This window comes from Bartonella mastomydis (assembly GCF_900185775.1).
Classification (GTDB): domain Bacteria; phylum Pseudomonadota; class Alphaproteobacteria; order Rhizobiales; family Rhizobiaceae; genus Bartonella; species Bartonella elizabethae.
In genome coordinates this window covers 550,518-565,031 of sequence record NZ_LT883138.1, presented here as the reverse complement: position 1 = coordinate 565,031, position 14,514 = coordinate 550,518, and the positions used below count along the sequence as shown (strand labels likewise).

The 14,514-nt window shown below is 40.4% G+C and carries 18 protein-coding genes; 3 read left to right on the top strand and 15 right to left on the bottom strand.

Annotated features, from left to right (window positions below):
- Position 1 precedes the first annotated feature (1 nt).
- The 3 genes from FJG96_RS05605 to FJG96_RS05595 are packed head-to-tail and all read right to left on the bottom strand — an operon-like array spanning position 2 to position 2,596.
- A complete protein-coding gene (locus tag FJG96_RS05605) occupies positions 2-427 on the bottom strand; it encodes a hypothetical protein (protein ID WP_139413119.1) in 426 nt (141 codons plus the stop codon).
- Entirely contained in the window at positions 427-1,887 is a 1,461-nt protein-coding gene (locus FJG96_RS05600) for a hypothetical protein (protein ID WP_139413118.1), read from the bottom strand. The genes FJG96_RS05605 and FJG96_RS05600 overlap by 1 nt, the downstream gene beginning before the upstream one ends.
- Before the next feature lies 1 nt (position 1,888).
- Complete coding sequence (locus FJG96_RS05595; RefSeq protein ID WP_139413626.1) at positions 1,889-2,596, bottom strand: phage adaptor protein; 708 nt, start codon at positions 2,594-2,596, stop codon at positions 1,889-1,891.
- A gap of 64 nt (positions 2,597-2,660) precedes the next feature.
- On the opposite strand from FJG96_RS05595, the gene FJG96_RS05590 reads away from it, so the two are divergent.
- Complete coding sequence (locus FJG96_RS05590) at positions 2,661-2,972, top strand: type II toxin-antitoxin system RelE/ParE family toxin (RefSeq protein WP_139413117.1); 312 nt, start codon at positions 2,661-2,663, stop codon at positions 2,970-2,972.
- The gene (locus tag FJG96_RS05585; RefSeq protein WP_139413116.1) at positions 2,953-3,237 is read left to right on the top strand and encodes an addiction module antidote protein; all 285 of its coding nucleotides are present in this window, start codon (positions 2,953-2,955) and stop codon (positions 3,235-3,237) included. Before FJG96_RS05590 ends, FJG96_RS05585 begins: the two co-directional genes overlap by 20 nt.
- Before the next feature lie 35 nt (positions 3,238-3,272).
- Here the strand turns inward: FJG96_RS05585 and FJG96_RS05580 are convergent, their stop codons facing one another.
- The 6 genes from FJG96_RS05580 to FJG96_RS05555 all read right to left on the bottom strand — a co-directional run bounded on the left by FJG96_RS05580 (position 3,273) and on the right by FJG96_RS05555 (position 9,436).
- A complete protein-coding gene (locus tag FJG96_RS05580; protein ID WP_139413115.1) occupies positions 3,273-3,653 on the bottom strand; it encodes a hypothetical protein in 381 nt (126 codons plus the stop codon).
- A 23-nt stretch (positions 3,654-3,676) separates the two neighbouring features.
- Positions 3,677-4,801 (bottom strand): N4-gp56 family major capsid protein, encoded by a 1,125-nt coding sequence (locus FJG96_RS05575; protein ID WP_139413114.1) that lies wholly within the window; start codon positions 4,799-4,801, stop codon positions 3,677-3,679.
- A 92-nt stretch (positions 4,802-4,893) separates the two neighbouring features.
- On the bottom strand, positions 4,894-5,778 hold the full coding sequence (locus tag FJG96_RS05570) for a hypothetical protein (protein WP_139413113.1): 885 nt from the start codon (positions 5,776-5,778) through the stop codon (positions 4,894-4,896).
- Positions 5,779-5,791: 13 nt separating this feature from the next.
- Complete coding sequence (locus tag FJG96_RS05565; RefSeq protein ID WP_139413112.1) at positions 5,792-7,810, bottom strand: portal protein; 2,019 nt, start codon at positions 7,808-7,810, stop codon at positions 5,792-5,794.
- The gene (locus FJG96_RS05560) at positions 7,795-9,123 is read right to left on the bottom strand and encodes a PBSX family phage terminase large subunit (protein WP_139413111.1); all 1,329 of its coding nucleotides are present in this window, start codon (positions 9,121-9,123) and stop codon (positions 7,795-7,797) included. Before FJG96_RS05560 ends, FJG96_RS05565 begins: the two co-directional genes overlap by 16 nt.
- Positions 9,104-9,436, bottom strand: a complete 333-nt coding sequence (locus FJG96_RS05555) for a hypothetical protein (RefSeq protein ID WP_139413110.1) — start codon at positions 9,434-9,436, stop codon at positions 9,104-9,106. The genes FJG96_RS05560 and FJG96_RS05555 overlap by 20 nt, the downstream gene beginning before the upstream one ends.
- A 212-nt stretch (positions 9,437-9,648) precedes the next feature.
- Here FJG96_RS05555 and FJG96_RS05550 point away from each other — a divergent pair, with 212 nt between their 5' ends.
- The gene (locus tag FJG96_RS05550) at positions 9,649-9,993 is read left to right on the top strand and encodes a hypothetical protein (RefSeq protein ID WP_139413109.1); all 345 of its coding nucleotides are present in this window, start codon (positions 9,649-9,651) and stop codon (positions 9,991-9,993) included.
- 19 nt (positions 9,994-10,012) lie between these two features.
- Here the strand turns inward: FJG96_RS05550 and FJG96_RS05545 are convergent, their stop codons facing one another.
- The 6 genes from FJG96_RS05545 to FJG96_RS05520 form a co-directional block, all read right to left on the bottom strand.
- Positions 10,013-10,540, bottom strand: a complete 528-nt coding sequence (locus tag FJG96_RS05545; protein WP_139413108.1) for a hypothetical protein — start codon at positions 10,538-10,540, stop codon at positions 10,013-10,015.
- On the bottom strand, positions 10,527-10,865 hold the full coding sequence (locus tag FJG96_RS05540) for a hypothetical protein (protein WP_139413107.1): 339 nt from the start codon (positions 10,863-10,865) through the stop codon (positions 10,527-10,529). The genes FJG96_RS05545 and FJG96_RS05540 overlap by 14 nt, the downstream gene beginning before the upstream one ends.
- Before the next feature lie 12 nt (positions 10,866-10,877).
- Entirely contained in the window at positions 10,878-11,315 is a 438-nt protein-coding gene (ssb, locus tag FJG96_RS05535; protein WP_139413106.1) for a single-stranded DNA-binding protein, read from the bottom strand.
- Between the two features lie 600 nt (positions 11,316-11,915).
- Positions 11,916-12,797, bottom strand: coding sequence for an LbetaH domain-containing protein (locus FJG96_RS05530; protein WP_139413105.1), 882 nt, complete (start codon positions 12,795-12,797; stop codon positions 11,916-11,918).
- A gap of 84 nt (positions 12,798-12,881) precedes the next feature.
- A complete protein-coding gene (locus FJG96_RS05525) occupies positions 12,882-13,679 on the bottom strand; it encodes an LbetaH domain-containing protein (RefSeq protein WP_246046904.1) in 798 nt (265 codons plus the stop codon).
- 294 nt (positions 13,680-13,973) lie between these two features.
- The gene (locus tag FJG96_RS05520) at positions 13,974-14,405 is read right to left on the bottom strand and encodes a hypothetical protein (protein ID WP_139413104.1); all 432 of its coding nucleotides are present in this window, start codon (positions 14,403-14,405) and stop codon (positions 13,974-13,976) included.
- Positions 14,406-14,514 lie beyond the last annotated feature (109 nt).

Sequence of the window (14,514 nt, the reverse complement as noted above, 5' to 3'; positions counted from 1 at the left end):
GTCACAATTCCTTCCTGTAATAAAGCATCGTTATGCCATAACCTTGCTTGTCTAAGGCGCGCTTCCAACCAAGACGCCCTAAAATCTCTATCTCAAAAGCGCCATTCTCACGCGCCCAATCCTCTGCGACTTTCAAATTGTCAATCTGATCAAGAACGCCTTTGCCACTACATTCACAAATCAAAGCACGCTTCTTTCCCAAAACGGTCTGTTGTATCTGGGTCGTAACAGCCGCTAAAAATCGTTCATCATCATCCAAAACAAGCCATAACTGTTTCTTGCCCGTACAAATGGCTTCAATCAGTTCTTGCAACGTAACTTCATGTTTAAAACGCTCTACATACGCGCTTAATGACGCAAGGATATCTTCAAAATACGGGGCTATGCGCTCCAGATCCCAAGAACTGGTCAAATAGACTTTTGCCATTATCCCCTGCCTAAAGGACGTAAATCCACATTAAAGCCCGTAATCATCGTCCAAGGTTCATGTTCTGGAATACGTAATTTAAAGCGGTGATAACGATTGCGTGAGCGACCATGGTAAGCACCCGTGACATAAGAACATATCCTCTCCCTATGCCATGTGATCGGCATATCATGATTGCGCAATCTTCTTTCCCCAATACTTAAAAGACCTTGCGTCGTGTCAACCTCTGCAAACATCTTCGTGATAAAGCTAAAACTGCCATCCGGTGCCCCCAACTCTTGTGAAATAACCGTTGCCTCCATTGGGGCTCCTGTAAACATAACAAGATGATTTTGATCATCAAAAGCACCAAGGATAGGCGCACCACTTTGCCAACGGGGGCTGTCTAAAGAAGCCGGCAAGCTCTCAAGATTGATCGAGATCTCATCCAACTGTTCTAAAGTATAACCTGTCGTAAACACTGGAAAGAATGTGAAAGGCTTTCCTTGTATCGTCGACCATTTCTGCAAACCCCAATCATAAACAAAGGTGGTTTGCTCGTTGTTACCTCTCTTTAAAGACCAGTAAATTCGGTTATCAACGGGGTCTATAATCCCTTGCATCTCATCAAGAGCAAACTTATCAAATGTTTTAAAGACCGTTCTATCAACTTTCTCAAAGCCTATTGGCAAAAGTTGTCCATCAGCAGTCATCTGATAAAAGCCACCATCACTCGCAAAAAAGGCGTCACTGCCGCGACAAGCTATAGAGGCTGCACTGCGCGCGCCTCGCTTGTCTTGAATCTTTTGAAAAGCAAACGGGCTCTTGGAACCTAACATCAAAGAACCAGCATAAATAGCAGAACGAAGAAAAATGAGAGGATTAGTCGTTTCTGTCGCCCCCTGCACATATTCTCCATCTTGGAAATCCATATAACCACTAACGTTATATTGAGTCTCCCATAAAGTTTCATCGCCCTCTCCTGACCAATGAATCCGATTGGGATTATCTGTCAATTGCATCAAACAAACAAAAGGTCCCCAAACCTTGACCAATCCCGCTTTCGGTGGATTGCCCCCTAAATCTTCAAATCGTTCGGAACTGAGTAGCTTAAAAACTTGTGGTTTATCATTTCTATTCACAGCAATGACCATGTTTTTAAAAAGAGCAAACGACCATTTGTTCTCTTCATTTGCTTTATAGGTCACACCAGTTTGGCTAATATCTTTCCAACCCTGCGTTTGACTGTCATAACTATAAAGCTTTTGCTTACCTCCAACAATAATCTTAACACCATTGCCACTTCTAAAAGCTATGCAACCCAACGGTTTTTCTTCCAAAGGAACCTTAGAAACAACCATTGCACTAGACATAGGAATGTAACCGCCATCTGCCGGTAAAACATTCACAAGGCTGTCTGTAAAACTGCCGTTGACAACCGAAACGTCCGGTCTGTAATCAGCTATAGGAAAATAAACCATGTTAGAAATCCGTTGGAATTATGCGGGTGACGTTATGGCGTTGAGAGGTCTCTGCACGCAATTCATGCAACTGCTCGTTAAAGTCATTGTAAGCTGCCGTTGCACAATCGGGTTCTTTAAGGATATTCTTGTACAACTCATATTTTGCACGCGCCTTAATCAAATCAAACGCGTGCACAAACCATAGATGCTCTTCATCAACACTCTCTATCTCCGATAACCGCTGTGGAGAGAGAATGAGTTGAATTTGATAGGCTCTGTCCGGTGTAGGATAAAGATGCAATTTCCTATCAAAGTAACTGTAACAAACCGGCGTTCCTTGCTGTTCTGATCGCAACAAAGGCTCTAAGGAAACATGGTCCTTACACTCCAATGCAAACTTATGATGTTGATTAGAACTCAAATAAACGCTTTTGATTTTAACAGCGGTTTCAATATGGCGGGTATCGGTTGCGTCATAAGCCCCTTGCCCCGCCCTTGTTCGAAACACCACATCACGGCTTTCGTTAAAGTAAAAAGTTTCCCTCTCACAAAAACGAATAGCAGCGAAAATACTTTCTTGGATTTGAGATACATATTCATCCGCAACATCATCAATCTCATCTTGAATGACTGACACCAAGTGTGAAAGCGTTCTCCTATGACGATAAACATTTTGACCAGCAGGTATCGGTCCGCCCGTCCTAACCCGAATATAATGACGCGCCATTAAAATACCTTTCCCTAATTGAAACGAACTTGACACTCCATACCATGTGTACTATAGTGCTCATATGGTAGCGATAATAAAAACAACAGATGAATTCGATAAATGGTTAGAAAAACTTAAAGATAGAAAAGCTGCCAATATGATTCTTGAAAGACTTCGTAGAATTCGTTCAGGACTTTTGGGTGATGTTAAATTCTTTAATGGCATAGGTGAATTACGTATCCACTATGGGGCTGGTTATCGAATTTATTTTGTAAAAAAAGGTGATAAAATCATTATATTGCTTTGGGGCGGTGACAAATCCACACAATCCAATGATATTCAAAAAGCCTTATCTCTTTTAGAGGATCTTAAAAATGAAATTGAAAACCTTTAACTTCGAAAAACACCTCACAAAACCAGAAGATCAACAAATTTTTCTCAATGAAGCTCTTAAAACCGGTGATGCTGCTCATATCGCAGATGCTATTGGTATCGTTGCCAGAGCCCAAAATATGAGTGCCTTAGCAAAAGAAACCAATCGCGAACGCAGTGGATTATATCGCTCCTTAAGTAAAACGGGGGACCCCAAGCTTTCTACCTTAATGGCTGTCTTATCTGCTCTTAATTTGCAACTCTCTGTACAATCTTGCAATTCATGAATATAAGGGGAGTTAAGTGATTTCTCCCCTTAATTTCAGTGATCAGTCACGAATTGCACAACCACAACACATTCACCAGCTGCTGTTGTTTTGTCACGGGTTGCATAAAGAGTTAACTCCTCATCATAGGGAACAAACTCTTTTTGACTGGTTGATGTAAATTCTTGTGTTCCTTGAGCTTTTATATCCTTTTCACTGAAATCATTGCCACCACGGGTACTTCCAATCTTCAACTTCGCTTCCGAAAATGCTGTTTTAACATGGGCTTTTATGGAAGTGATCAAAGCGCCTCGAGGTAAGGTGCCTATTTTCATTGTAAGATTCTTATCTTTATGCGAGATGTTCAAACGTAAGAAACTCACCTGCTGCGTAACTAAATTTCTTCCTTGTAGGGTTTGTGGTAATCCTTCTACCATGTTTTATTTCCTTTCCTTGAAAATTAAGAGGGGTTTTCTCCAGAGCAAGTTGAAATAACAACTGTTCCGAAATCTTGCGCGTTTTGTCCTCTTCCAGGCATTTGGAAACGTGTTTTTTTCATCCCTATGATTGTTTTAGCTGCAACACCATATATTCGTTGATAATCATCAAGCTCTTCAACCAACTTATAGCGCGTATCTTGATTTTCTGCTCCAAAGGCAAGCATCACGCTTTGTGCTCCTAATAAAACAGCACGACGAACATTATCTGCAACACTACCATCGGATTTAACACCATGAGTCACATGCTCTGATTCACGTAAAATCACACCGTTATACATTCCTAGTGAACCATCAAAGATCGGATTCTTAGCACGTGAACCTGAATAAACCGCCTTTTGGATATCAAGCCACTGACCCGTATCGGTATTCGTCCTCAACTGCATAACTTGTATAGGGTGAAGATACATCACGTAAACATTGGAACCACCAACCCGTACTGGTCTGATTTTAGGGTTAGCCAGCTTTGCAACTTTTACGGCTTCATCGATAAGCTTCAAACTAAAGCTATGTTTGCCTAACTCTTTTACATCTTCATCCTTGCTTTTCCCATCTGGACGTACAATGCGCTTGCTACTTGGTGCTAATGGCGCATTAAAACCATAATACAATTCGTCAATGTCAATCTCACGCCCTTCAAATTTCATTGTAGATGCTGTGTATCCGCAAACTTGAAGAAAAAACATTAAACTCAAACGGTCGGCATACCAATCAACCAATGCTTTGTGCGCTTCATCACGTAAACTAAACAAAATACGTTGTTGATCAATCGTACCTTTATTCTTTGTCTTAACTGCATTATTAAGTTCATTGATATATAATTTATCATGAAGGAATTGGAGGGCTTCTTCATTACCTTTAAGCGTTTCACCCTCGCTTACACCACGCCCCATAATTTGCGCTCGTAAGCTAAACGTAACACAATCTCCGCCTTCTTTCCTAAGTTCATTCTTAACTTGAATGATACTATTGGAACCTTCTCCCATTAAGGGTTCTATATCAAGCGCTTTAGACGCCTCATAATTTAATCTCCTTGACCAAGCCTTCACCGCTTGAGCATCATTTATAGGTATACGTGTTATTGCCATTTATTTTGCCTTTCTTTGCTATAAAAAAACCGGCTTAAAGCCGGCAAAAAATCCGCATCAAAGGCGGATTACATTATGCGCGTAGACTATAATCAGCCATCGCGCCCCATTAACTTATCATAAATGATTTGATTTTTAGGATTGCTATACCATTCTCCAAATTCTTTATCAGACATATTTCCAATATCTTTTAAAGTTATAGGACCAACACTGCCCCCACCACCTGATGCCGTTAAGGTTCTCGCAGAATTCTGTCGACTTTGAAGCGCTGCAATCTGATCATTGGCTTGCACCGCTTGGTTTTGGTAACCTAGATTTTGCGCTATCCTATAAATCTCTTCTGCTGGATTGAGGTCTCTTTGTGCACAAGTCGCTACAAGCGCATGCAATTGATCTTTTATAATCGCATCTATTGTACTCTTTTGCGCATACTCTGGATAAAGTGACGACCAAGAACTTAATTCCTTTGCACGTGCCTCATAAAGAAAATTTGCCGCAGCATCAAAATCACGGGTTTTATCTTGAAACGACTGAACAGAACTGTTGAAAAACTCACCAAGACGCATATCATGTTGATGCTGTTCCTCAGCTTGTCTTATCGCTTCCTTCTGTTCCCGAATATACGCATCTTGCTTTTGAATCCTATCTAACATCCACGACACTAAACGGACAGGGTCCTCACGTAGATCTGGAGGGGCGCTGTCCCCTTCAGCCATTGGCGCTTGGGGTTGCTGTTCATAAAACTTAACAAGGGCTTCACGGGCTTGATTGGCTTGTTCTACAGCACGCTGCCGATCTATAGGAACGGTTTCTGAAGGCTGTTCAACGGGCTCTGCAACCGGCTCTTGAGACGTGACATCATCATGGCTCTCAACCGTTTCGACCTCGTGATCAACATCAAAAGAGCCCTCATCATCAAAGGCTGGTGCTCCAACTCTGTAATCCTCATTTAATCCTTCATTCATTTCTGCATTCATTCTTTCACCTTTCTCAAATGTTTTTTCCTCGATACATGATCGCTCTTTCTCGCCTGATCCGATTTTCTTCTCGCTCATTGGCAATACGCTGCCGTTCAAGCTCATGTTTATCTTGCATGATCTCTGCGTCCATTTGTGCCCTCTGATGACGCATGTACAATTCAATCTGCTTTCCTTGTAAATCCATCTGTTGCATTTGGCTTTTCGCTGCTATGTCCTGCTGCTTTTCTTGCAACTTCATTTCTTGTTCTGGTGTCATCTGTTGCTGCGCTTGTTGCGCCATTTGCTGTTGTTGTTGTACCTTCTCACTGACACGATTAAGCAGTGACGCAGGCAATGGGGAATAACGCATAAAATCAAGCATAATATCCGGTGTAATCACATTTTGAAGCAACGGTAAAAATTCCATGATAATGCCAAAAGTCCGCTCTTTCTCATTCGGACTGGTTGGCGCATCATCGACCACAATATCGTAATCAACACTCATCACCGCTTCACGCGTCAACGGAATATATTGCGCATTCTCTTCTCCAGAAATCCGTACCAAACGACCATCAGACAGATAATTCTGGATCAAGTGTAAAATAAGCTTGCCTTGCCTTTTGCGATACAAACGCAAGCCATCAAACAAACAAGCAAGCAAGTTTAGACTGGACTGACGTCGTTGTGCCTCCAAAACCCCTGCTTGTGAGACTTCTCTCGTCCCTATAAACTCTGGCGATAATCCCGTGACCTGATTAATTGCTTCTTTCGCCTCATTAAACAGCTGGAAAAAACCCGTTGGAAATTGTGCTACGGGCTTGGGTTGTATCTTTTTATTAGCTAAAGCATTGAGTTTTGTCCACGTAATACCATCTGTCCTGCTCCAACTTTTTACTGCTTCTCTTTCATCTTCAAAAGCCCCTCGTTCTGCCATAATCCCGCCTTTGGATTGGCTATTGAGAATATGCATGACTTGACTAAAATATTTATTCGCCCACCGTTGTGGATCTTTTGTAGGACGTACAACCCCATAAAATTGACGTTCTACCTTGTCAAAATACCCCGTGATACATTCCCACCCCAATTGACCAGCAGGAACCATCGGTTGATCGGGGCATAGTAAAACTTTTCTGCCTAAAAAAGCGCGCTTGACCACCTTTTTATTGAAAGCCGCCCCTTGGATATCGGGCATCATGCATTGGAGTTGCTTAAATTCCTCTTTGCTATAATCACGAAGTTCTCCAGTGCTTAAATCGGGTGCTTTGTAATATGGCTCGTTTTCAAACCAACGACATTCAACGAGCGTGACCATTCGGCGACCGTTTTCAACATCAATGCCCCTCTCATCATCATAAGCCTCTGAGTTGTTATGATGAACCCCTTCATAAATATTCCCATCCTTCGCCCAATCTGCACTCAGTTCACTCCAATGGGATTTTGGAAACATTTGCCTTGCAACTTCCAAAGGTTTGCGGTCCACATACCACATACGTTGTGCATCCGTTAAATTCGGTTGCACTGCCGCGCTATCCCAAACCATCTTCAATGGATCTAAACGCCTAATAACCGGTTCACCATCAAGACTGTTCTCATAATCAAGTCGCGTATCCGTCCAGCCCATACCGCAAATGACAGCATCTTGAAAAGCATCGGAATCCGCATATTCGGCTTGTGCCATATCGCGAAACCATTCTGCCGCCCCTGTAAGCAATTCACTTGGCAACGCTTTCCCTATTTGACGGGGGATAAACTGCACTTCACGTTTATTATTACGCTCTGACCCCACAACCGCATTGACCAGCGGGGCAATACGATTAAATGTCATCACGGGGCGGCGTTGCTCTTTTAATGCCGCTAAATCCTGTTCATTCCACTGATCTCCATTGTAAAAACGAAAATCTTCACGCGCATGCTCACGCCATTTGTTCACATGCTCAACATCTTCTTTATACCAACTCACAAGCTTGCGAAACAAGCCTTCTGTCGACAGATCTGAAGCGTTGCTATCTTTGTCTAAATGCTCTTCATCATGCATCATTCTGCCATCCATGACGTACTCTCATAAGCTTCTCTACCGCTGTAAGCTTGTCTCTTATGTTTCTGCACCGGTTGCTCATAACCCACACACATTAATCCAAAAGCATCCGCCCCATGACTCGACCAATCATGCTCTGCCCCTAACCCTATATTCCGCTTCTCATCCCATTTTTCATGATACCAACTGAGTGCCTTACGACCCGCTACGGTCGTTTCCTCATTAAACCAAACAGAAGGTAAAATACGCCGCACTGCCTCTATCCGCATTTTGACAGCACCAGCCCCTTGATTGGGAATGACTTGCGTTTCAAAACCCGCATCATTAAGAGCACTTTCAAAACTTACATTGTGCACACGGTCTCTGGTCGCACCATCATGCGGCAAAACCATCAGTGCCTTCTCATAACCATTTTGCCGTAACCAGCCGATATGTTCCGATAATGGCTGCCCTTGTGCCTCGTAATAATCCAGCACTCTGATCTCTCTGCCAACAAACTGTGCTATCCAAATCGCTGTGGCATCTGCCTTAGCACCCGTCCCCCCAATATCCCAAAAGGCGCGTATCTGCATTAAAGGGTCACGTGCAACACGCCCTATCCGCCCTTCTTGCTCGGCTGCCAACATCTCCTTTTGGTAGTAAGCCCCTTGAACTGCTGTAAGATAAGCCCCCTCCCATATATGCTTATAGGTCTCGGGGCGGGATCTCAAATCATCAAGCCGCGCTTCATTCAAGATCTTGGGAAACTTCGGATTATCGGACCAGTTGATCTCAACACGTTTAATGGCTTCATTATCCGAAAAGCGAAATCGTTTCTCAACTGGTGCATTATCCCGTAACGGATTCCATGTTACCCATAACTCGGCTCTCCAACCCTCTCCTTCTTCACGCAATGTTGGAATAAGCGTCTGCCAAGCTGTCTCTGTAACCGGCTCTGCCTCATCAACCCAACAGAGTAAAATACGCCCCATGGACTTGATACTTGCAATATTACGGTCTAGTCCACAAAACTGAAAGGCTATACGACCATCAATCGACTTAATTGAAGCCTCTCCTACCTTGTAATAACCCTTTAAAAAGTCATGGGCTTCAATGGCGCGCTTAATTTCCTCCAATGAACTCTCTGCTAGCGAATTTTGAAACTGACGCGCACAAAGGATAGTCCCCGATATCCCTTGCATGCCAAATTGATAGCCTTTTAAAGCCGCCATCAAAGCAAAAGATCTTGTCTTGCCAGACCCCCGTCCACCCCAAGCTGCTCGAACCAAAGCATCCCCTGCAAAAAGTGGAATAAGCTTTGGTACGATCTTAATCTGTCTTGTCGTCATTCATTAAAGGCGCTATTTCCACACGCCCTATCATGTTAATAGCGCCCCCATTCTCACCCGTCACTTGCAAAGGCAACACTTTACCAAGCAATGCTAAATAAGCAGCAGGGCATTTGACTGCTTGCTTTTTTAGATAAGAAACCAAACCTTCATTTCCATATTCATTACCTGCCAATTCAGCTGCTTTAATAATTGCCTCTTTAAGAAGACGTGTATTCTTGTTTTGAACCCCTTTCACACGCCCTTTTCCAGCATTGGGAGGCATAGGCTTTTTTGTCGCTTGTAAAACCTGTTCTGTATTTTCGCATGTCATAAAATACGCCCTCCAGATAATAAAAAACCCCGCATTTGCGGGGCTTTAAACTGTATCCTACCCTCATTTAGATACAATACGACTAGTGCCGTAATTGTCATTAAATACGATTTGCATCAATTTGTCAACATGAAAATGATACGTATTGATACAATAATGAAATTAATATAGAGATGTGAAATTTTCAATTTTCCCTAACACAGAGAGAAAAGATGTTTTTAGTAATATTACTAGTTTGGTATTTCGATATCATCAGCTTATGGACTGCTTTTATAATAGCAATTATTGCTCTTGCTTGTTATGAATATAGTCTTTTACAAGCAAAGAAAGAACTTAGGATGTTAAAAAATGATTCAGAATATCAAATTGGGGGGTTAAAAAATGCAATTTATCATTCAGAAGCTGAAATTGAAAAGCTAAAAGATGAAATTTATGATTCAGAAGCTGAAATTGAAAAGCTAAAAGATGAAATTAAGGAGGCAAAAAATACAATCAACTATTTAAGATCTACAATATATTTTTCAGAAAAAAAATATAAAAAATATGAAGAAGATTAGAATCTGATTGCCAGTAAACCTAACGATCAAAGTACTTCTGAAGAGCATTAAGAGCAATCTCTAGTGAACCCACCAGATGCGGTAATTCTTGATCTTCTATAACGATGCACTGTAGCGCAGAATGAAGATTGTACTGTCTATAGAGATGTTGCGCTTCTTTTATTGCCTCTTGCATGGCTTGATAATGACGGGTCGCTTTTTCAACCCACTGTTCAAAGCTATTAGGATCTGAATTAGTTGAAACATCATCATAAATCGCGTTTGGAAATCCTTTTGCACAAAGGTAATTATTTCTTATCTGTAGGTACTGTTGCGCGGTATCATAGTGCTCTTGTGTAAGTACACCTTGCAAGCAAAGCCGCCCTATGTAAGTACCAGCGAGTGGATTTTTTGCGTCATATAAGGTTAAACCGAAGCGTTTTGCACGCATTTCTATAGCTAATTTATCAATGGCTTCACGCGGTTCTTTTGCACGTGATATACGACCATTTGCTTCTCTTATCTGCCCTGTGATTCTAGGGCGTCCCCTCTTTTTATTTTTTTTCACATATAACCTCAGACACCTGTTTAACGTTTTCCCAAATTTCCTTTGAATTTGACGATGTTTCTATACTCAAATGCACTACAAATATCAGCAACAAGCCCACTATTGAAAAGATTGTAAATTTTTTCCAATCATCACCATCATTCAACACCCATATGATGACAAGTATCATTATTCCAACTAGAAAGCCTGCCACTACATAACAACCTCCTATAATACTAGCATTATGTTGTAATGATTTTATCTCTTGCTCTGTAATAGTGTAGTAATGAACTGGCTTAGTTTTACAGATTTCACTAAAGCTATGAAGCGGCTGCTTATCGGACATTTACACACCACCTTAAAAAGGAACATCATCATTTAAAGCGTTTGTAGGCATATCAAGAGGTCTGTGAATGCTTGCATAAGCAGATGACGGCTCTTGATCATCATTATTTTTGCTGTCTAAAAGCTGTAATTCGCCTTTGTAAGGAGGCAATACGATTTCTGTTACATACCGTTCACTACCGTTTTTATCTTGCCATTTACGGGTTTGTAAGCGCCCCTCGATATAAACTTTGCTACCCTTCTTAAGATACTGAAGAGCTACTTTTGCAAGATGTGGATTAAACACCACAATGGAATGCCACTCTGTTTTGTCTATTCTCTTATTGGTTGCCTTGTCTGTATAGCTTTCAAACGTTGCCATTCGAAAATTGACCACCTCGCCACCGGAAGGCATTGTTTTACTTTCGGGATTTGCACCTAAATGACCAATTAACATCACTTTATTAAGCATTTGCTTTGCTGTCCTTTTTATGGGAAATGGCACTTAGAAACGAAAATAACTGATACATAACAACAATATAACACATTATGCTATATTATTACAAGCAAAAATGGTTTTAATAAACTGAATCTAAAGAATGAATCATGTTTTTATTTTACTTATTTGCTTGTGTTTTGATACGTAATGTGTAATAAAAGAGGTGTTCGTAAACTTACGAATAACGATAACAGAAACGCATCGCAAAACAGAAGCCGCGTTCATAAAGAGCGCGGCTTTATCATATGAACAATCATCATCAAATATTTGAAATAAACTTGTGTTTATACACAAAGTATGTATTTTAGTAGTGAAAAGATTTTTTAATTCCCCTTATTCTTTTCAATTTTATTTTATTTGATTCATTAGCTATAAAAGCCGTATCAATTCATTTTGATGCGGTTTTTATGTATTAAGGCTTGCGATTTTGCACGTTTTGTGTAATAAGGAGGTATTTTCCTCTTTTTGTTTGTATCTATCAAAAAGTAGTTTTGGATTGGTTTTGGAATCAAAAGCCGTGTCTTAAAGGACGCGGCTTTCTTTTTTGCTATAAACCAGCCCCCCGCCCCTTATTTACGCTGCTTTGTTTTCACTCTTGTCATTACTACAAACATCATGACAAATCCTTTGCTTGCCATTAATAACGGCATTGCCATAAATTTTTACACCCTCTGCAATAATAGACCTTTTGGAAACGCACGCATCATCATAAATTTCTACTTTTTCATAAATACGAGCATTCTCATAAACACGGGCATTCCCATAAATCTTGACATCTTTATAAACAGCCGCTTTCCCATAAACCCTAGCATTATTAAAAATATGAACATTCTCATCTATATAAGCAGACCCTGATACTTTTGCATTCCCATAAACAAAGCCCTTTACATAAGCACTATGCCAAACCTTTGCATCGTCATAAATTTTTGCCTCTATAGAAATAAAGGCTTTGCCATAAACCACGGCATTGTCACAAACTTGACCACAAATTTTTGCGTTCCCATAGACCCTAGCATTATCACTAACTACGCACTTGCCATAAACCCACCCCTTGCCACGAAACCACATGCTACCACTCACACTAGCATTATCATAAATATGGACATTGCCATAAACATGGGTATCACTCCCGTAAACTTTAGCTTTATCACGAACTATAGCATTCCCATAAACTTTAGCATTTTGAGCAACAATGGCTTCATTACGTACCTTTGCATTTTCACTAACAACAGCATTCATAGCAACTATAGCATCATCATAAACCCAGCAATTGCCTTCATGAGAGAGATTGCTTTCCTTTTCGATAAAGCCCCCTAAATCCCCCGCCTTTATATCATCAAAATCCCTTAAAGCACGAATGCGATAAAAGTTTCTAGGTTGATGAGTTTCAGTATCCTTAACTTCTTTTGTTTCATCTGTAAGTTCATATTTTTTAGATACAGTTGTCGTGGTCATAGGTAGCTCCTAATCTAATATTCGATTAATTTGTAAATGAAATGAGATGTTTTAAAGAGGCGCCCCCGCCGCGCCGCTGCTGTTTTAAGCTGCTTTTTCTAAAGTATTATTCGAGTTATATATGACTTTATTGCCACTATAAACCTCGCCTTCCTTATGAACAAAATCGCACTCTCTTAATTTTGCTTTTCCTGAAACTTTACCATAAATTTTTGAATAGCCTGAAATTTTTGCATTACCATCAATAATTCCGTGAATTTCAGCATGCCCTTCAATAACAGCATTCCCATAAACTTGCGCATTTTTATAAAGTTTTGAAAAGCCTAGAATCTTTGCATTGCCATAAATTTTTACATCAGAATAAATACAAGCATATCCTGAAAGTTTAGCATTGCCAAAAATATGGGTATCATTAAAAACCCAAGCATTATAATGAACATGAGCATTCCCATAAATTCTTGCACATGGATAAATACGTGCAAAGCCATAGACCTCTGCATTGCCGTAAACAAAGCCACCCACAACAGCCTTGCCATAAACACGGGCGTTTTCATAAATACAAGCTTCTACATTAACATGAGCATACCCACTTACAACGGCATTATCGTAAACCCGCGCATTGCTATAAACCTTGGCTTTACCTCCAACCCAGCAATTGCCATGATGTGATAAATTGTATTCACTACCTATATACCCCCCAAGGTCACCTTTTTTCACATCACCAAAATCTCTTAATGCTCTAATTCTATGAAGTGTATTAAAGCCAACCTCGATTGTTTCACCTGTAAATTCGTATTTTTTTGCGAACTCTCTATTTTTAAAAGAGCCATTATCATCTGTAATAAAAAAAGAAGATTCTTGTTTTTTAACTGTAGCATTCATGCTTGTTTTCCTAGTTATTTAGAGTTTTTAATTGAAACCCCATAAGGGCGTCGGGTGCTAAAAACACGGTAACTAGTCCGTTGCTTATACTTTTCCCTCGCGAAGGGTATTGTATGGTATAAGCACACCCGACAAAATCGTTATACGCTACTTAAAGCATAAAAGACAGCCAGTATTTTAAGAAATGGGAGAAACCTTATCGTGGTTTACCCGCTAGTTATTAGTGGTTTTTAAGCACTTGTCGACTTTCTAAACCAGCCATTCCTTAAAGTCAATACGTATTTTTTATTTTTTTTACTTTTTTTCATTTTGATGCTTACATAATTGAATATCGAGCGCTTTTTCTAGCTCTCTATCCATCTCATCACAAGACAATGGATAACCTCTCTTCAAATCATTCGTTATCTCACTAATCAACTGATCATCTTTTGTACGTTTTTTGATTTGAACATTTACCTCGTCTATTAATGCTTCATAACTCAATACGCTTTTTGGCAAATTACCACCGTATATCCACGCTTTCACTTGCGCCTTCGTGCTGAAATCCGCATTCGCGGGCGTCTCATGATACTGACCGCCTTCAAATTCTTCATATTCCCTCATTCCATCATCATATTCGTAAAGATTATAAAAATACTCTGCTACCCCTAATCCCCATGGTGCATATCCAACCGCCGTTGCAATAAATTTCTTTTGCTGTCTTGATTTACGATTTCTTAAAAACATTTGATTTAATATCCCCTAGTCTAAATCCATAACTTTACCTATGGGTTTATTTGCCTCATATTGGACCGTACAGTAGCGTTTTTATTTTCAATGTGGTTTTTATCATAAA